Genomic DNA, 16306 nt, shown 5'->3' with positions numbered 1-16306 from the left:
CGTGCGCCCCACGGCGTCGCCGGGCCCGCGCAGCGCGTCGTGCGGGACCAGGCCGGCGGGCACCGTGAGCATGCGGACGTCGGTGGCCGCCAGGCGCACGCCCGGAGTCAGCTCCCGCGCTGCGGCGACGACGGTGTCGGTGGGGCCGCCGGGTCGAGACGTGGCGGCGAGGATCAGCGCCATCGCCGCGAGCGCCCCGGCGAGGGCCCGCCGGGCGGCGACGGTGCGCGACCAGCCCGGGCGGAGAGCAGAGCGAAGCCGGTCGACGCCGCGCGGCTGGAGACCCATCCGTCCGGACCGGGGTCTCCGTGTGATCTGTCGCATATTGCGGACCGTACAGGTGGGGTAACCCTCGTCGGCGATGCCGGAACTCGATGCACAGGGCTCCTGTGGATTACTCGAAAGTTGTGGATTACTGCGCGGTAACCCAGCGTGTCACGCGCTGAACAGCTCGCCGACGCCGCAGGTGGGGAGCTGGATCCAGCCCTCCAGCGAGGCGGCGTCGGCGTCCCGCTCCGGTGGCGCGTAGGCGCGGCCCAGCTCCGCGGCCCGGCCCACCAGGGCGGCCACGACGGCGTCGAGGGCATCGTCCTCCGCGCGGAGGACGTCGGCGAATGCGCCCAGGTCGAGGCGCCCACCGGCCGCCTCGACGAGTCGGTCGACGATCTCGGCCCGCAGCGCCGTTCCCGGCTCCTTCTTGTACCCGCGCGACGGCAGCCCCCAGATGTGCAGCGCTGCGGCCGGATAGACCTCGAAGATCGGACCCGTGGACCGGTCCGCGTCCGCCGCCCCGAGCCGCGCCAGCAGGCCCGCGTTGCGCAGGGCCACGTGCGCGATACGGTCGGCCGACACCAGTAGCGGGGTCAGGCCTGTGGTCGCGGCGACGAACGTGTCGGTACGGCGGTGCGTCACCGCCCGCCGGTCGGCGACGGTCTCGAGCGACGCGATCGGCGGGCGGCCCAGGTGATGGGCGGCGATGAAGCCGACGAATGCGATCGGCCACCCGAACGGTGCGTCTATCGCCACGGCGTCGGAGCTGTCCGCGAGCGCTGCGATCGCAGCGTCGTCGGCACCCACGGCGAGGTCGGTCACCGTCGCACCACCGGCGTGCCACGACAGCGCGGCGACCGCGGTGCGGTCCGCGGTCGCTGCGAGATCCACGCCTAGCGTGCGGATGCTGCGTCCTTGAAGTAGACGATCTGTGCGGTGGTCGCGAGTAGCGCGCCGGCCCGCCCGAAGATCTGCCCGTGCTGGTCGAAATGGCCGCCCACGAACCGTGCGCTGTGGGCCGTTGCGAGCACGTAGTCGTCGCCCTGCGCGGCGAGCTCGGCCTCGGTCGCGTGGAAGTAGGTGGTGAGCGAGATGGTGCCGGCCGGCACGTAGCCGCCGCGGCGCAGGAACACGCGCGGGTAGAACACGTCGGCGATCGATGCCAGCGCCGGGAAGTCCAGCGGGCGCGGCGGGTTGTCCCGGACCCAGAGGGTGGACGTCGAATCGTCGGACTGTGCGTCCCAGCGCCCCGTGACGAAGCGCTTCTCGTAGTTCTTGTCCCAGGCGATGACCTCGGGGAACCACACGGGCTCGTGGTCCGCGGGCTCGCCGGCGGCCGGGGGAGTCGCCTCGGTGTCCCCCCACGTGTCGCGGCGCACGCCGAACACCGCGCTGCCGGACGAGACGATGCCGCCGCCCTGCTCGACGGTGAACAGCCAGTGCTGGTTGGTCCGGTTGGTGCGCACGATCTGCGGGCGTAGCAGCCACTCGCCGGCGGCGACGGGCGCGACGTAGTTGACCGTGAATGCCAGCGGTGCGCCCAGCGCGTCGGGGTGCTGCTGCAGCGCGTTGATCACCGACCCCGCGATCACGCCGCCGAACGGGCCGACCATGTTGTTGTAGGCGGGGTGGGTCCGCGCCGTGAACGTCGCATCGGGCAGCGGCGTGACGGCGATCGCTTCGTCGAAGACGTGGAGCGCTCCGGTCATGTCAGGAGGCGGGGGCCGTGGCCTTCTCGACCTTGGTCGCGGTGCTGCCGGCGGGCTTGGTCTCGGACTTGCCGCCACCGTCGGACTTCGAGTCGCTGGACTTGGCGGTGGTCTCGGCCTTGCCCGACCGCGAATCGGTGCGGTAGAAGCCGCTGCCCTTGAACACGACGCCCACCGAGTTGAACACCTTGCGCAGCTTTCCGCCGCACTCGGGGCACACGGTCAGTGCATCGTCCGAGAATGACTGCACGATGTCGAACTGGTTGTCGCACTCCGTGCACTTGTACGAGTAGGTAGGCACGCGCCCGATGGTACTCCTCGGTTAGCACTCCCACGAGTCGAGTGCCAGTGGCGTGACCGATAGACTCGTATCATGACGGCTTCCCACGGCGTCGGCGCCCCGCCCGGTGCTGCAACGGCTAAGCGCCCGTCACCGTCGCGCCGCATCGTGGACGCTGCCCGCGAGGTGATCGCAGTGCACGGCATTCCCGGTACCAGCATGGACCTGATCGCCAAACAGGCCCATGTCTCGCGCAGCACCCTCTACCGGATCTTCCCCAACCGGGACCAGCTCATCGCCCGCGTGGTGACCATCGAGATCCGCACGCTGCGGCGGCGGCTGGACAAGGCCATCGTGGGGTTCACGCCGCAGCAGACCCTGGTGGAGGTGTTCGTGCTGGGTGTCGAGCAGGCGGGCGCCAACCTCGCGGTCTCCAACGTGCTGGCGGCCGAGCCCGAGTACTTCTTGCGGATGCCCCCCTGGATCTGGGACATCCTGATCCAGGGCGTGGTGATCCGCCTGCGCAACAGCGGCGCCGAGCAGCCGTACGCCGAACTGTGCGCTGTCGTGGACCTGATGCTGCGGATCGCGGGGTCGCTGCTGTCGAACCCGTCCGGGGCCCTGGATATCACCGACATCGCCGCACTGCGTGCGTACGGGCAGAAGTACATCGCGCGGCTGCTGGTACCGGTCGCCGACTAGCTCCGCCGCGGACGGTCGTGACTGGAATCGCGGTCTGAACGGCGCCTCGCGCCTGTAGTCGTCGCCGGCCGACGCTGCGACCTCGATTGTGACGGCGTGTGGCTGTGACCACGTGGGGCCGCACCGATTCCGGTGCAGCTACGCGTCGCCGACAATACGCATCCCTGTGGATAACCACGGCCGCACGCGGTGCCGGTCGCCGTCGCCGCGCGACGATTCCGCACATGGTGGAGATCGCGGCCGCTCGGTGGGCCGAAGTCGGTGGAGTGATGACCAGGCGAGAGCTGCTGGCGGCGGGCTACACGGACGCCGACATCCGCACAATGAGCAGGAGGCGTCGGCTGACTCAGCTGCGGCGCGGGTGGTACTCGACCGGATCCGCGGACCCGGCGGTCGCGGCCGCCGTCCGGTCGGGCGGGGTGCTGGCCTGCGTCTCGGCGCTGGGCCGCCGCGGGATCTGGGTGCCGCCGGCCGATGGGCATTCCCACGTGCGCGCGTCGACGTATGGTCGTGCTTCCTCGGCGCGGTCCTACTGTTCGGCCTACGGCGGCCTCCCCGCGCCGACACAGGCCGTCGACGCTGTGCCCGAGGCCGTGGCCTGCGCGGCGCGCTGCCTCCCGGCGGAGATGTTCGTGGCCGTCTGCGATTCGGTCCTGTTCCGGGACCCGGGCCTCGATGTCGCGGACCTGGCCGGGTTCATCCCGGGTGCACCGCAGCGGCTGCGGCGGTTGCTGGATCACGTCGACCGGCGCGCCGAATCGGGCACCGAGTCGCTGGTGCGGTACCGCTTGCGGCGGCGTGGGATCGCCGTGCGGATCCAGGAGGATGTTCCGCACGTGGGACGGGTGGATCTGCTGGTCGGCCGGTGCCTGGTGATCGAGTGCGACAGCCGTACCTATCACCTCGGGGACGCCTACTACACCGACCGCGCTCGGGACCGTGCCGCGCTCTGGCAGGAGTACGGCACCTTCCGCGTCACCTACGAGGACGTGCTGTTCGATTGGCCGGCGGTCGAGGAGCAGATCCTCGACATCGTGCGCAGCCGCCGACACCTGCGGCCGCCGCGTCCACGGCTGCTCGAACTGGGGGCCGTCGAAGTCGAGGCCTCAGCGGGAACCCGCGACGACAATCGCCGCGAATCATCGCTCCGGCCTCGATTCTGACGGCCTCCCGACGAACCGCACCAGCCCCGACGGCGTGAGGGCGCCGTCGACGGAGACGTCGGTGGGCTCCGCGGGTAGGTCGTCGACCAACTCGTGGTCGTAGACCACCGCGATCAATGTCGCACCGCACAGCCCGACCAGGGATCGGTCGTAGTAACCCGCGCCACGCCCGAGCCGGACGCCGGTGCGCGCCACTGCCAACGCGGGCAGCAACACCGTCGTCGCCTGCCGCAGTGCGGCGGCGCCGAGCCGTGGCCCGCGCGGCTCTCGCAGGCCGAACGGCCCCGGGGTGAAGCCGCCGTCGAAGTCGGCCCAGTCCAGCGGCCCGGGTACCCGGGGCGTCACCGGTAGCAGCACCCTGGCCCGCGCGGCCAGCGCCGCGAGCAGCCGGTCGTCCCCGGGCTCCGACCCCACCGGCACGTACGCCGCGATCACTGGACCCAGCTCGAGCCGAACCACTCGCGCGGCCAGTTCGGCGGCCGCCGCCGCGCGAGACGCGTCGGTCAGCGCCGCCCGGGCCGCCCGGAATCGGCCGCGACAGGCGCACTTCTGCGCTGCCCGATCGTTCGCCGGGCGGGGAGGACTCATCGGACTCCAAGCTTCCGTGGACGGTTGACGCGGGGACCCTACCCCTAAGGTGGTGATATGACACAGACGCCGTCGATTCCCAGAACCGCGGTCGTGCCCGCGGCTGGCCTTGGTACCCGCTTCCTCCCGGCCACCAAGACCGTCCCGAAGGAACTGCTGCCGGTGGTGGATACCCCGGGCATCGAGTTGGTCGCCGAGGAGGCCGCGGAGGGCGGCGCCGAGCGACTGTGCATCATCACCAGTCCGGGCAAGGACGGTGTCGTAGCGCACTTCGTCGAGGACCTGGTGCTCGAGGGCACGCTCGAGAAGCGCGGCAAGCAGGCGATGCTCGACAAGGTGCGACGCGCGCCCAACCTGATCAAGGTGGAGGCCGTGGTCCAGGACAAGCCGCTCGGACTGGGGCACGCGGTCGCCTGCGTCGAGCCGTATCTCGACGACGACGAGGACGCGATCTCCGTCCTGTTGCCCGACGACCTGGTACTGCCGATCGGTGTGCTGACCACGATGGCCAAGGTGCGGGCGAAGCGCGGCGGGTCGGTGCTGTGCGCGATCGAGGTGCCCAAGGACCGGATCAGCGCGTACGGCGTGTTCGACGTCGAGGTGGTGCCGGACGCCACGAACCCGGACGTGCTCAAGGTCAACGGTATGGTCGAGAAGCCCAAGGCGGAGGACGCACCGTCGAACTACGCCGCAGCCGGGCGGTACCTGCTCGACCGGGCCGTGTTCGACGCCATCCGGCGCGTAGGCAAGGGCGCGGGTGGCGAGATCCAGCTCACCGACGCGATCGCGCTGATGATCGCGGAGGGGCATCCGGTGCACGTGGTGGTGCACCGCGGTACCCGACACGACCTCGGAAATCCCGGGGGGTACCTCAAGGCTGCGGTTGACTTGGCGTTGGACCGTGACGATTACGGGCCCGATCTGCGGGCCTGGTTGGAGAAGCGACTGACGCGCTGACGGTGGCACACGCCCACCGCCGGGCGAGACGCGCGAGGTGATGCTCGGGGAGACCCGAGAGGGGAAGGACAGGCGAGGGATGCGCTCAGTGGAGGACCAGCTGGCGCGGGTGACGGCGGCGGCGGTGGCGCCGCGCCCCGTGCGCGTGGGGATCTCCGAGGCGCAGGGCCTGATGTGCGCGGAGGAGGTCGTCGTCGAATCGGCGCTGCCGGCGTTCGACCAGGCCGCGATCGACGGCTACGCCGTGCGCTCGGTGGACGTCACCGATGCGGGCGCTACCGACCCGGAGACCGGCGAGCAGATCATTCTGACGCTGCCCGTGGTCGGGGAGGTCCGCGCGGGATCCCGGCAGCCGATCCGCCTCCAGCCCCGGCAGGCGGTCAAGGTCGAGACCGGTGCGCCCCTGCCGACGCTCGCCGACGCCGTGCTGCCGGAGAAGTGGACCGACGGTGGTCTGTCGAAGGTCCGCGTCGGGCACTCCGTGCGCTCGGGTCAGTACGTGCGCCGCACCGGCGACGACGTGCAACCCGGCGACGTCGCGGTGCGCCGCGGCACCGTCGTCGGACCGGCGCAGGTGGGCCTGCTCGCCGCGGTCGGGCGGGAGCTCGTGTCCGTACACCCGCGCCCGCGCGTCTCCGTGCTGTCCGTGGGCCGCGAGCTGGTGGACATCGACCGCCAGACCGGCGCCGGCCAGGTGTACGACGTCGCGTCGTACGCGCTGGCGGCCGCCGCGCGGGACTGCGGCGCCGAGGTCAACCGGGTGGGCATCGTGTCGGGGGAGGCCGCGACGCTCAAGGACGCGGTCGAGGCGCTGCTGGCGCGCTCGGAGATCGTGGTGATCACCTCGTCGGTGGGCGGGGTGGCGTCCGACGAGATCGTCGACGCGCTCGCCGACCTGGGCACGCTCGAGGTGGAGCGGGTCGCGATGCATCCGGCCTCGGTGCAGGGGTTCGGCACCCTCGGCACGGAGTCGATCCCCACCTTCCTCCTCCCCGCCAACCCGATGAGCGCGCTGGTCGCGTTCGAGGTGATGATCCGGCCGCTCATCCGCATCGCCCTGGGCAAGCGGCAGCCGATGCGCCGGCTGGTGACCGCGAAGTCGGCCGCTGCCTTCCCGTCGCCCGCCGGCCGCCGCGGCTATGTCCGCGGCCAGCTGATGCGCGACGAGGAGACCGGCGAGTTCATGGTGGCGCCGATCCCCGACAACGACTCGCACCTGTTGGTGACGCTCGCCGAGGCGAACTGCCTGATCGTGGTCGACCCGGACGTCACCCAGGTCCGCGCGGGCGACGACGTGGTGGTCGCCTTCTTGGCGCAGCGCGGCTGACGTGCCGCTGTTCGGTGCGCCGTGGCAGGTCGAACTGGGTCCGATGACCACCGCGGCGGGACAGGTGCGGCTGCGCCCGATCCGCACGCGCGACGCGGCGGTGTGGTCGCGGCTGCGGCTGGCGAACCAGCGCGAGCTGCAACCCTGGGAGCCCACCGGCGACGGTAGCTGGGCGCGCCGCCACCAGCCGACCGCGTGGCCGCCGATGAGTTCGACCATGCGCAGCCAGGCGCGGGAGGGCACGCTGCTCCCGCTGGTCATCGAGGTGAACGGGCGCTTCGCGGGGCAGCTGACCGTGGGCAACATCGTGCGTGGGCAGCTGATGAACGCATGGGTGGGCTACTGGGTCGACTCGGCCGTCACGGGACGCGGGGTGGCGACGGTCTCGGTGGCACTCGCCCTCGACCACTGCTTCGGCCCGCTGGGGCTGCACCGCGTGGAGGCGACGGTGCGCCCCGAGAACGGCCCCTCGCGGGCCGTGCTGGCGCACGTCGGGTTCCGCGAGGAGGGGCTGCTGCGTCGGTACCTCCACGTCGACGGGCAGTGGTGCGATCACCTGCTGATGGGGATGACGGCCGAGGAGGTCCCCGACTCGGTGGTGGCGCGGTTGGTCCGCGCGGGGCGGGCAGCGTACTGACCCGGCAGGGCGCACCCGTTGAACTGGTGTTGCTGGTGTGATTTGTGGGGTTTGGTTCGGCGCGTCGGCGAAGGTACGCCAGATCTGGCGCATACCCTGGACCCACGACGCGCCGAATGACAATGGTGTAGTTCACCGCCGGTTGGCATTCGACGCGGGTTGTTCTGTTCGACCCGAGGCGGTTCGGCTCGGGAGGGTTCGGCTAGGAAGAGGGAGTGCGCCCATGCCGACATCCATCCTGTGGGTGGGGTTGATCATCGCCTGGCTCGTGGTGCTGGTGCCGATGTTGGTGGCGCGGCACCCCAAGGTCAATTCGGTGACCGACGCGACGCTCGAGACCCGTGTCCTGCACCGCGGCGGATCTGCACGGCTGCGTCTGCGGCGCAAGGTGCGGCCCACGCCGGCGGTGTCGGCCCGCGACGCCGGGCTCGCCGACGACCGGTCCGACGGTGACGCCGATCCCCTCGGCGACGGCGGCGTCGATCGCGGCTTCGACGACGGCGAGTTGGGCGCTGCGTTCGACAAGGACATGGGAATCGAGCACCCGGTCGACGTAAGTGGGGCGGACGGCGAGATCGACGACGCCCATGCCTACGTCGACTTCGACGTGGACGAACCGTCGCGGAGGCTCGACCTCGACAGCCCGACTATCGAGATCGCGCCGGAGGCGCCCGCCGCGACCGAGGCGGTCCGCGCCGCTGCGCCGCAGGACGAGGACGCGTACATCGACGACGACACCGTCGGGCTGGACGAGCCCGGGGCCGGCATCGCGCCGGAGGTGGACGAGGAGTTCGACGCCGGGCTCGACGACGCCGGGTTCGACGACACCGGGCTCGACGGCGCCGGGGCCGTCACGACGGAGGTGCCCGAGCCGGACCTCGACGAGGACGCGGAGCAGGGGGCCGCCTCGGACCGGCCCGGCAGTGTCGAATCCGAGTCGGTGCGCCGCCGTGGTGGCTTCGACCCGGACAACGATGCCCGGATCACGCAGGCCAGGTACCGGTCGCGGCAGCGCGTGACGTTCGTGCTCGCCGTGCTGGCCGTGGTCGCGCTGGGCGCGGCCCTCCTGGACGTGCAGTTCGCGTGGTATGGCTTCGGCGCGACGGTCGGCCTCCTGGTGGTCTACCTCGCCTACCTGCGGCGGACGGTGCGCATCGAGAGCGAGATCCGTCGTCGCCGCCTGGCTCGGCTGGAGCGAGCGCAGCGGGAGCGGGAGCGCGAGGTCGAGGTTGTCGACGGTGTCCCCGCGTACCGCCGCAGGTACGGCGCGATCATCATGGAGATCGACGACGAGGATCCCGCCTTCGACCACCTGCCGCGCTACCGCGCCGAGGAGTTCGACTTCCTCCGCCGTGCCGACGACGCGGCGGCTGACCTGCGGCAACCGCTGCGACGGGCGGCCGGTTAACACCTTGCTGAAGGGACTTGCTACAGTATCCGAGTTCCAAAGCCAGGGGCTATAGCGCAGTTGGTAGCGCGCCTCGTTCGCATCGAGGAGGTCAGGGGTTCGATTCCCCTTAGCTCCACCACGGAACACCGAAGGCCCCCTCCGCGGAGGGGGCCTTCGCCGTTTCTATGCCCGTTAGCGGCTCTATGCCGTTAGCGGCGGCCGCGGGGGCGCCATGGCCCCCGTCCGCCGCCGAAGCCCCCTCCGCCGCCGAAGCCACGGCCGCCACCGAAGCCGGGGCGCGGTGCGAATCCGAAGGGGCGTGGACCGAACGGGCGTCGGCGGAACTGGAGTGGCATGGATTTCTCCTACGTCGTGTTCGTCGGCATCTCTTGCCGATCACTTCACACACTGCCCCTCGTTCCTGGCAAGACACCCGGTCCAGCTGTCAAGGATGCGAGTGCTGCGGCCGGGCCACCGACGTCGCATCGATCCGGCCGAGCTGCCGAACCTCAGCCGCTTCCTCCAGGCGCCGCAGAGGAAATGCGAATCGTAGGATGTCTCGGGACATAAGAATCGAGGAGCATGCGATGAGTGACGGTCGAGTAGTGATGATCACCGGTGCGGCGCGAGGAATCGGACGGGCCACGGCGATCGCGTTCGCCGAGGCCGGATACCGGGTCGCCGGCGCGGACATCGCTGCGCTCGCCAGTGCCGCGATGGACTACCAGCCCGCCACCGCCGAAGATCTCGCCCGCACGGGGGAGCTCGTGGAGGAGGCGGGCGGCGAGTGGCTACCCGTCGTGTTCGACCAGCGTGACATAGCGGCCGTCCGGAACGGGTTCGCGCAGGCCGTCGACCGTTTCGGCGGCATCGACGTGGTGTTTGCGAACGCCGGTATCCAGGGCTTCGCTCCGCTGCTCGAGATGAGCGACGACCTCTGGCACGACCAGATCGACATCAACCTCACCGGCACGGCCAACGTGCTGCGCGTCGCGGCCCCGCTGCTGATCGAGCGGGGCGGTGGGCGCATCATCATCACCTCCTCCACCCAGGGGCAGCACGGCACGCTGGACGGCAGCGGCTACTCGGCGTCGAAATGGGGGCTGATCGGGCTGATGAAGTCCGCCGCTCTCGAGCTCGGCCGATACGGGATCACCGTCAACGCCCTGATTCCAGGTCTGATCGACACACCCCTGACTCGCCACGAGGATCGGTACGCCCAGATCATCCGGACCGCCGGGAACCAGCCCACCGGCGAGCTCGCCGAGGACGAGCGGGCGGCCGCGGAGGGCATGAAGAAGAAGCTGCCGCTCGGTGTTCCGTGGGTCGAGCCCGAGGACGTCGCGCCACTGGTCGTGTTCCTCGCGTCCGACGGGGCCCGCATGGTCACCGGCACCAGCTTCGCGGCGACCGGTGGAGACAGCGCCAACATCACTGCGTGACCCGGTGTGGACACGCGGACCAGCCCAAAACTACGCGAGTCGGACTTATCTGCCTGAATCGTCCGCGGCGCAACGGTTTCCGATCACCGATGTAACGCGGCGCTCAGGCGCACCGATACTGTCCGGTGACGGGATGGTCCCCTCAACACTTCTCTGAGGAGAATCGAATGAACGCACGCAAGATCGCCGTGGGCGGCGCACTCGGCCTCGGCCTCGCTGCCGGCGCGCTGGGCATCGGCGCGGGCGCGGCGAACGCTGCGCCGGCCACCCCCGCGGCCACTTTCAGCCACTGCCAGTTCGGCAGCTGCGGCGGCGGTGGCGGTTTCAACCACGGTGGCGGCTTCAATCACGGTGGTGGCTTCAACCATGGCGGTGGCTTCAATCACGGCGGCGGTTTCAACCGCGGCGGTGGCTGGAACCGCGGTGGCTGGAACGGTGGCGGCGGCTGGAACGGCGGCGGTTTCCGTCAGCACGGCCCGGTGTTCTGGCACGGTGGCTGGCACCAGCCCATCTGGAACGGTGGCGGCTGGGGCTTCTGGCTCGGCCCGATCTGGATCCCCGTCGCCTGATAGCGACGTGATACAGGGCCGCCACTCCCGACCGGGAGTGGCGGCCCTGTTTCGTCGAGCCGGAGGTGCCTGACGGGCACCGTCGGATCCGACGGTGCCCGCCCGGCGGGGTGGTGGCTGTGTGGCGTCCGGCCACCCGTCGGTAGTCGTACCGCGGTGGGTGGTGCGGCTCAGCAGAACCGGACCATCATGAGCCCGCTGGGCTCGGCGTGGTCGCGAGCGGAACGTACGGCGGCGAGGATCGCGGTGGCCCGCGTGTCCGCGTGCCCGGCGTAGGTGTGGCCGCTGAGATAGGTGACCCGGGCGCAGTGTGCGTCGGGGCTGGCGTGGACGGAGCCCTCGCCCAGGTAGGCGACGCCGAACCCGGCTACCGCCACGACTCCGATTCCGCTGATCGCTGCTGCGACCCGGCCTCGCCTCATCGACTCTGCCTCCCGGTACCTCCGCCGGCCTCGGTGCCGTGCGGATGCGATATCGAGAACGCTAACTGTGGTTCCTTGCGATCTGCTTAACGTTCGGGCCGCGTTTCACGCGAACCCGGCGAACCGCCTGCGGCCAGGGTGCTCATGGCGCTCTCCACGGTCTCTGCCAGGCCGATCACCGCGGTCGAGATGCGCGCTCCCGGGGTGGTCAGGTGGTATTCGGTGTGCGGCGGGTTGGTGCCGGCCGACGTGCGGATCACCAGGCCGTCGTCGACCAGCTCGCGCAGCGTCTGGGTGAGCATGCGATCGCTGATGCCCTCGACGGCGCGGCGGATGTCGGAGAAGCGCTGTGGCCGATCGGACAGTCGCCCCATCACCAGCGCACCCCAACGACCGGTGACGTGCGCGAACACTTCGCGTGACGGGCAGTTCTTCGCGAACACATCGAATCCGGCGCTGTGCGCACTATCCAGCATGGCTCACAGACTAGCCCTTACGAATCGGTTGCGCTTACGAAAAGTATGTGCTCCAATGAGCTGGTACTTGAAGCGTCAATCATCTGAGGAGCATTGTGGCATCCACGCTCACCCGCGGGCAGCGCCTCGCGGTCGCAGTCGCCCGGGTCATCCTGGGCATAGTGTTCGTCGCGCACGGCTGGCAGAAGTTCCACGACTACGGCATCGCCGACGTGCAGGCGAGTTTCGCGAAGATGGGTATCCCCGCCGCCCACGCCTCGGCCTGGTTCGCCGGGGTCGCCGAGCTGGCGGGTGGGGTGCTGCTGATCCTGGGGATCGCGATCCCCGCCGTCGCAGTGGTCCTGATCGTCGATATGCTCGGTGCGATCATCACCACCGACTTCAAGCACGGTCTGCTCGGCGGCTATGAGCTGCCGCTGGTGCTGATCGCCGGTCTGCTCGCCATCGCGATCGCCGACCACGGCGCCACCGCCATCGACACCCACGTTCTGGGTCGCTTTCGGAAGGGTTCCCACGCATGAAGGTCGTAGTCTTCGGTTCCACCGGGTATACGGGCAGCAACATCGTCGCCGAGTCGCGTAGCCGCGGCATCGACACCGTCGGGGTGGCGCGCAAGGCGGGCGACGGTGACCTCGCCGGCGACGCCACCGACGCGGCCTTCGTCGCGAAGGCCACCGAGGGCGCCGACGTCATCGTCAGTGCCCTCCCCACCTCCGCGCCCGCCGGTACCGGCCCCGAGTTGGCCGCCGCGCTCGTCCCGCTGGTCGAGGCCGCACGCGCGACCGGGGCCCGCCTCGGGGTCGTCGGCGGCGCCGGTAGCCTACGCGTCGGCGGCGCGGACGGCATCAAGCTGGTCGATACCCCGGACTTCCCCGAGCAGGTCCGCCCGATCGCCCGCGAGCACGACCGCGCGCTGGACTACCTGCGCACCGTCACCGACGTCGACTGGTTCTACCTCAGCCCCGCCGCCGCGTACGGTTCGTTCAACCCGGGCGAGCGCACCGGCACGTACCGCGTCAGCGGCGACGTCCTGCTCGCCGACGCCGACGGGCACTCGGAGATCTCCGGGGTCGACTACGCGCAGGCGTTCGTCGACGAGATCGTCACGCCGCGGCACCACCGCGAGCGGTTCTCCGTCGCGTACTGACGCACGACGCGACCGGCCCGGGCCCCTGGGGGCTCGGGCCGTCGTCTCCTCCGAGTCGTATGCTTCCATGCATCCGGCTGGAGGACGGGTTCAGCCGGCACAGGCCCTCCGGGAGGCGATATGAGGCGTGAGCCGGTCTTCGACGTGGTGACCGCGCTGGTCCGGGGAATCGTGCGGGTGCAGGGGCTCCACGTGCGGATGGAGGGTGTGGACAACATCCCCGCCGCCGGTGGAGTGGTGCTGGCGGTCAACCACACCTCATACGTCGACTTCATGGACGTCGGCCTGATCGCCCGCAAGGCGGGGCGCTACCCCCGCTACATGATGAAGGCGGAGCTACGGGAGAACCGCGTCGTCGGCTTTCTCATGAAGCACTGCAGGGCGATCGGGGTCGACCGGTCGCACGGGTCCGAGAGCTTCCACGAGGCCGTCGACGCCCTGCGCGCCGGCGAACTCGTGGTGGTCTACCCCGAGGCCACCATCAGCCGGAGCTTCGAGCTCAAGCAGTTCAAGTCGGGAGCCGCGCGGATGGCGCTGGACTCCGGCGCGCAGATCGTGCCCCTGGCGATCTGGGGCGCGCAGCGGATCTGGACCAAGGATATTCCGAAGGCGCTGGGGCGCAGGGGGTTCGAGATCGTCATCGTCGCCGGCCCACCGCTCGAGGCCGACGGTGACGCCGACGCCCTGACCGCTCGGATCCGCACGGCGATGCAGGAGTGTCTCGACCGCGCCCAGGCCGGCTACCCCGCGCCGGTCGGTGCCGGGTGGGTGCCGCGCCGGCTCGGCGGCTCCGCGCCCACGCTCGATGAGGCGCTCGTGCTCGAGGACAAGGAGATGGCGGAGCGCCGCGCCCGCAAGGCGGCACGGGGTCGCTGAAGAACCTCCGAGCGTGCCGCAGGGTATTCCCAGAAAACGTCCGACTGCTAAGCATTTCTGCTGGTCCTGGCCTTGTAGGTGCCCGGTTGATAGCTTTGTGGCGTAGCTCCGCCCGCAGCACTCACACCGAGGAGTCACGATGAGTCAGCCGCCCTATCGTCCGGGGAACGAACCGGCCGACGACGACGATCAATCGTCGATCGGCGGTCGCCATGCCGGTGGCCCGCAGTACACCACGCCGTCGTCCGACCCCACCACCGCCATGCCGCAGTCGCCTCGCCCCGGCGGCACACCCCCGAGCTTCTCGAAGGACGGCCCGGGCGGCCGGCCGGGTGGACAGGGACAGGGCGGGTACCCGCCTCCGCCACAGGGATTCGGGCCGCAGGGTCCGGCGCAGGGCGGCTACCCGCAGTATGGGCAGGGCCAGGCGCAGCAGCCGTACGGTCAGCAGGGACAGCCACCGTACGGTCAGCCGGGACAGGGGGGCTATCCGCCGCCCGGTGGGTTCCCGCCACCGCCGACGGACGGACCCACGGGCGGCTACCCGCCGCCGCCCGGTGGATACCCGCCGGTCGCGTACGGGGGCCAGCAGCCCTACAGCGTGGGCGACGCCTTCACGTGGGCATGGAACAAGTTCACCAAGAACGCCGTGCCGCTGATCGTGTCGATGCTGGTCTACGCAGTGATCCTCGGGGTCATCGGCGGTGTGACCGTCGCCGGGGCGTTCGCGTCCATGACGGACAAACAGACCGTGACCACCGACACCAGCGTCAGCACCAGCGGTACGTTCGGGGGTGCATCCATCGCGATCTTCGCGATCGGATACCTGGTGCTGCTCATCGTGGGTCTCCTCATCGGGGTGGCCTACCAGACCGGCGTGCTCGATATCGCCGACGGGCGCACGGTGACCATCGGTTCGTTCTTCAAGCCGCGTAACCCCGGGGCGGCCGCGGTCACCGCGGTGCTGGTGGGCGTCGCGACCGTGATCCTCAGTGTGCTCTGCTACATCCCGGGCCTGGTGTTCGCGTTCTTCGCCATGTTCGCGACGTTCATCGCGATCGATCGCGGCACGGGCGGCGTCGCCGCGATCACGGAGAGCATGCGGGCGGTGCGCGATCGCGCCGGCGACGCGTTCCTCGGCTGGCTCATCTCGGTCGTGGTGGCGGTGGTAGGAGTGGTGATCTGCTACGTGGGCCTGCTGGTCGGCGGTCCACTGGCGATGCTGATCCAGGTGTACACCTATCGCAGGCTCACCGGCGGGCAGGTGGCGCCGCTCACCCGGTAGGCACCGCGCGAGTAGCCTGCGGCTCGTGTGCCGGACGGGCCCCGTACCGGACGGCGCCGTGCCGCTACCGCGGTGCCGGTGCCGTCCCGCTGCCGAAGGGGCTGCCGCCCAACGACTCCCGGCCGTGTGGGGTGTTCCAGTTGGACAGGTCGGGTCCCTTGGGCACGATGCCCGACGGGTTGATGTCACGGTGCACCTGGTAGTAGTGCCGCTTGATGTGGTCGAAGTTCGTCGAGTCGCCGAAGCCGGGCGTCTGGTACAGGTCCCGCGCATACGCCCACAGGACCGGCATCTCCGACAGCTTCTCGCGGTTGCACTTGAAATGCCCGTGGTACACCGGGTCGAATCGTGCCAGGGTGGTGAACAGTCGCACGTCCGCCTCGGTGATGGTGTCGCCCACCAGGTATCGCTGACCCGACAGCCGCTCCGACAACCAGTCGAGCCGCGCGAACAGCTGGTTGTACGCGGCGTCGTAGGCCTCCTGCGACCCGGCGAAGCCGCACCGGTACACGCCGTTGTTGACGTCCCGGTAGACCAGCTTGTTCACCGCATCGATGTCGGCGCGCAGATCCTCGGGGTACAGCTGCGGAGCGCCGGCCCGATGGAAGTCGGTCCACTCCAGCTCGAAATCGATGGTCATCTGCGGGAAGTCGTTGGTCACCACCGCCCCGGAGGGCACGTCGACGATCGCCGGCACAGTGATCCCCTTCTCGTATCCGGGCGTCCGCGCGAAGTAGGCGTCCTGAAGGCGCGGGATCCCCAGCACGGGGTCGAGCCCGCCGGGGTCGAGATCGAATGTCCACGAACGCTTGTCGTGCGTGGGTCCGCACACACCCATCGAGATGGCGGGCTCGAGTCCCAGCAGCCGCCGCACGATGATCGTCCGCGTCGCCCACGGGCACGCGTACGAGACCACGAGCCGGTATCGGCCGGGTTCCACGGGGTAGCCGTCGCGGCCGTCCCGGGTGATCCGGGTCTCGATGTAGCGGGTGTCGCGCTCGTACGGCCGGTTCGCGATGACGTAGCTGCCCTGCTCGTCCGCTGCGGGTGTCTCGGTCATGCCCTC

General features: G+C 70.3%; 20 protein-coding genes and 1 tRNA gene. 13 read left to right on the top strand and 8 right to left on the bottom strand.

Annotated elements, in window-relative coordinates; translation table 11 throughout:
- From ABD908_RS15315 to ABD908_RS15300, 4 genes are all read right to left on the bottom strand, one after another.
- Window positions 1-324, bottom strand: a 324-nt coding sequence (locus tag ABD908_RS15315) for an SAF domain-containing protein (RefSeq protein WP_344997419.1), incomplete at its 3' end; no start/stop codon positions are given.
- A 111-nt stretch (window positions 325-435) separates the two neighbouring features.
- Window positions 436-1161 (bottom strand): DUF429 domain-containing protein, encoded by a 726-nt coding sequence (locus ABD908_RS15310; protein ID WP_344997417.1) that lies wholly within the window; start codon window positions 1159-1161, stop codon window positions 436-438.
- 2 nt (window positions 1162-1163) lie between these two features.
- Window positions 1164-1979: an acyl-CoA thioesterase gene (locus ABD908_RS15305; protein WP_344997415.1), complete on the bottom strand. Its 816-nt coding sequence runs from the start codon at window positions 1977-1979 to the stop codon at window positions 1164-1166.
- A 1-nt stretch (window position 1980) separates the two neighbouring features.
- Entirely contained in the window at window positions 1981-2280 is a 300-nt protein-coding gene (locus ABD908_RS15300) for an FmdB family zinc ribbon protein (RefSeq protein ID WP_344997413.1), read from the bottom strand.
- Window positions 2281-2352: 72 nt separating this feature from the next.
- On the opposite strand from ABD908_RS15300, the gene ABD908_RS15295 reads away from it, so the two are divergent.
- Both ABD908_RS15295 and ABD908_RS15290 read left to right on the top strand, forming a co-directional pair.
- A complete protein-coding gene (locus tag ABD908_RS15295; protein ID WP_344997411.1) occupies window positions 2353-2961 on the top strand; it encodes a TetR/AcrR family transcriptional regulator in 609 nt (202 codons plus the stop codon).
- Window positions 2962-3230: 269 nt separating this feature from the next.
- Entirely contained in the window at window positions 3231-4124 is an 894-nt protein-coding gene (locus ABD908_RS15290; RefSeq protein WP_344997409.1) for an endonuclease domain-containing protein, read from the top strand.
- On the opposite strand, the gene ABD908_RS15285 is transcribed toward ABD908_RS15290, so the two are convergent.
- Window positions 4101-4712, bottom strand: coding sequence for a 5-formyltetrahydrofolate cyclo-ligase (locus ABD908_RS15285; RefSeq protein WP_344997407.1), 612 nt, complete (start codon window positions 4710-4712; stop codon window positions 4101-4103). The two genes, ABD908_RS15290 and ABD908_RS15285, sit on opposite strands and share 24 nt — an antisense overlap.
- 57 nt (window positions 4713-4769) lie before the next feature.
- Between ABD908_RS15285 and ABD908_RS15280 the strand changes: the two genes are divergently transcribed.
- The 7 genes from ABD908_RS15280 (at window position 4770) to ABD908_RS15250 (ending at window position 11034) form a co-directional block, all read left to right on the top strand.
- Entirely contained in the window at window positions 4770-5669 is a 900-nt protein-coding gene (locus ABD908_RS15280) for a UTP--glucose-1-phosphate uridylyltransferase (protein ID WP_344997405.1), read from the top strand.
- A gap of 79 nt (window positions 5670-5748) precedes the next feature.
- Window positions 5749-6996, top strand: coding sequence for a molybdotransferase-like divisome protein Glp (glp, locus tag ABD908_RS15275; RefSeq protein ID WP_344997403.1), 1248 nt, complete (start codon window positions 5749-5751; stop codon window positions 6994-6996).
- A gap of 43 nt (window positions 6997-7039) precedes the next feature.
- Window positions 7040-7633 carry a GNAT family N-acetyltransferase gene (locus tag ABD908_RS15270; protein ID WP_344997401.1) on the top strand — a complete coding sequence of 198 codons (594 nt, stop codon included), beginning with the start codon at window positions 7040-7042 and terminating at the stop codon, window positions 7631-7633.
- A gap of 223 nt (window positions 7634-7856) precedes the next feature.
- Window positions 7857-9041, top strand: coding sequence for a divisome protein SepX/GlpR (gene sepX, locus ABD908_RS15265; RefSeq protein WP_344997399.1), 1185 nt, complete (start codon window positions 7857-7859; stop codon window positions 9039-9041).
- 45 nt (window positions 9042-9086) lie between these two features.
- Window positions 9087-9162, top strand: a tRNA-Ala gene (locus tag ABD908_RS15260).
- Between the two features lie 448 nt (window positions 9163-9610).
- Window positions 9611-10465: an SDR family oxidoreductase gene (locus tag ABD908_RS15255; RefSeq protein ID WP_344997397.1), complete on the top strand. Its 855-nt coding sequence runs from the start codon at window positions 9611-9613 to the stop codon at window positions 10463-10465.
- A 167-nt stretch (window positions 10466-10632) separates the two neighbouring features.
- Window positions 10633-11034, top strand: coding sequence for a hypothetical protein (locus ABD908_RS15250; RefSeq protein WP_344997395.1), 402 nt, complete (start codon window positions 10633-10635; stop codon window positions 11032-11034).
- A 170-nt stretch (window positions 11035-11204) separates the two neighbouring features.
- Here ABD908_RS15250 and ABD908_RS15245 read toward each other — a convergent pair whose 3' ends face one another.
- Together ABD908_RS15245 and ABD908_RS15240 are read right to left on the bottom strand one after the other, a co-directional pair.
- Window positions 11205-11456 (bottom strand): hypothetical protein, encoded by a 252-nt coding sequence (locus tag ABD908_RS15245; protein ID WP_344997394.1) that lies wholly within the window; start codon window positions 11454-11456, stop codon window positions 11205-11207.
- A gap of 86 nt (window positions 11457-11542) precedes the next feature.
- A complete protein-coding gene (locus tag ABD908_RS15240; protein WP_344997392.1) occupies window positions 11543-11932 on the bottom strand; it encodes a winged helix-turn-helix transcriptional regulator in 390 nt (129 codons plus the stop codon).
- 95 nt (window positions 11933-12027) lie between these two features.
- On the opposite strand from ABD908_RS15240, the gene ABD908_RS15235 reads away from it, so the two are divergent.
- From ABD908_RS15235 to ABD908_RS15220, 4 genes are all read left to right on the top strand, one after another.
- Window positions 12028-12453, top strand: a complete 426-nt coding sequence (locus tag ABD908_RS15235) for a DoxX family protein (protein ID WP_344997390.1) — start codon at window positions 12028-12030, stop codon at window positions 12451-12453.
- A complete protein-coding gene (locus tag ABD908_RS15230; RefSeq protein ID WP_344997388.1) occupies window positions 12450-13079 on the top strand; it encodes an NAD(P)-dependent oxidoreductase in 630 nt (209 codons plus the stop codon). The genes ABD908_RS15235 and ABD908_RS15230 overlap by 4 nt, the downstream gene beginning before the upstream one ends.
- Before the next feature lie 120 nt (window positions 13080-13199).
- Window positions 13200-13955, top strand: a complete 756-nt coding sequence (locus tag ABD908_RS15225) for a lysophospholipid acyltransferase family protein (protein ID WP_344997386.1) — start codon at window positions 13200-13202, stop codon at window positions 13953-13955.
- Between the two features lie 139 nt (window positions 13956-14094).
- Window positions 14095-15240 (top strand): hypothetical protein, encoded by a 1146-nt coding sequence (locus ABD908_RS15220; RefSeq protein ID WP_344997384.1) that lies wholly within the window; start codon window positions 14095-14097, stop codon window positions 15238-15240.
- Between the two features lie 64 nt (window positions 15241-15304).
- Here ABD908_RS15220 and ABD908_RS15215 read toward each other — a convergent pair whose 3' ends face one another.
- Window positions 15305-16300, bottom strand: a complete 996-nt coding sequence (locus tag ABD908_RS15215) for a glutathione S-transferase family protein (RefSeq protein ID WP_344997382.1) — start codon at window positions 16298-16300, stop codon at window positions 15305-15307.
- Window positions 16301-16306 lie beyond the last annotated feature (6 nt).

Origin of the sequence: Tsukamurella soli (genome assembly GCF_039541155.1) — a bacterium.
Lineage (GTDB): Bacteria > Actinomycetota > Actinomycetes > Mycobacteriales > Mycobacteriaceae > Tsukamurella > Tsukamurella soli.
This window is presented reverse-complemented; position numbering and strand designations above follow the sequence as displayed.

What these genes read in the sequence shown, in the direction of transcription:
- ABD908_RS15225 (WP_344997386.1), top strand. Translation starts at nt 13,200, where the DNA reads ATGAGGCGTGAGCCGGTCTTCGACGTGGTGACCGCGCTGGTCCGGGGA.
- ABD908_RS15305 (WP_344997415.1), bottom strand. Translation starts at nt 1,979, where the DNA reads ATGACCGGAGCGCTCCACGTCTTCGACGAAGCGATCGCCGTCACGCCG.
- ABD908_RS15215 (WP_344997382.1), bottom strand. Translation starts at nt 16,300, where the DNA reads ATGACCGAGACACCCGCAGCGGACGAGCAGGGCAGCTACGTCATCGCG.
- sepX (WP_344997399.1), top strand. Translation starts at nt 7,857, where the DNA reads ATGCCGACATCCATCCTGTGGGTGGGGTTGATCATCGCCTGGCTCGTG.
- ABD908_RS15240 (WP_344997392.1), bottom strand. Translation starts at nt 11,932, where the DNA reads ATGCTGGATAGTGCGCACAGCGCCGGATTCGATGTGTTCGCGAAGAAC.
- ABD908_RS15255 (WP_344997397.1), top strand. Translation starts at nt 9,611, where the DNA reads ATGAGTGACGGTCGAGTAGTGATGATCACCGGTGCGGCGCGAGGAATC.
- ABD908_RS15245 (WP_344997394.1), bottom strand. Translation starts at nt 11,456, where the DNA reads ATGAGGCGAGGCCGGGTCGCAGCAGCGATCAGCGGAATCGGAGTCGTG.
- ABD908_RS15280 (WP_344997405.1), top strand. Translation starts at nt 4,770, where the DNA reads ATGACACAGACGCCGTCGATTCCCAGAACCGCGGTCGTGCCCGCGGCT.
- ABD908_RS15220 (WP_344997384.1), top strand. Translation starts at nt 14,095, where the DNA reads ATGAGTCAGCCGCCCTATCGTCCGGGGAACGAACCGGCCGACGACGAC.
- ABD908_RS15295 (WP_344997411.1), top strand. Translation starts at nt 2,353, where the DNA reads ATGACGGCTTCCCACGGCGTCGGCGCCCCGCCCGGTGCTGCAACGGCT.
- ABD908_RS15290 (WP_344997409.1), top strand. Translation starts at nt 3,231, where the DNA reads ATGACCAGGCGAGAGCTGCTGGCGGCGGGCTACACGGACGCCGACATC.
- ABD908_RS15230 (WP_344997388.1), top strand. Translation starts at nt 12,450, where the DNA reads ATGAAGGTCGTAGTCTTCGGTTCCACCGGGTATACGGGCAGCAACATC.
- ABD908_RS15270 (WP_344997401.1), top strand. Translation starts at nt 7,040, where the DNA reads ATGACCACCGCGGCGGGACAGGTGCGGCTGCGCCCGATCCGCACGCGC.
- ABD908_RS15250 (WP_344997395.1), top strand. Translation starts at nt 10,633, where the DNA reads ATGAACGCACGCAAGATCGCCGTGGGCGGCGCACTCGGCCTCGGCCTC.
- ABD908_RS15285 (WP_344997407.1), bottom strand. Translation starts at nt 4,712, where the DNA reads ATGAGTCCTCCCCGCCCGGCGAACGATCGGGCAGCGCAGAAGTGCGCC.
- glp (WP_344997403.1), top strand. Translation starts at nt 5,749, where the DNA reads ATGCGCTCAGTGGAGGACCAGCTGGCGCGGGTGACGGCGGCGGCGGTG.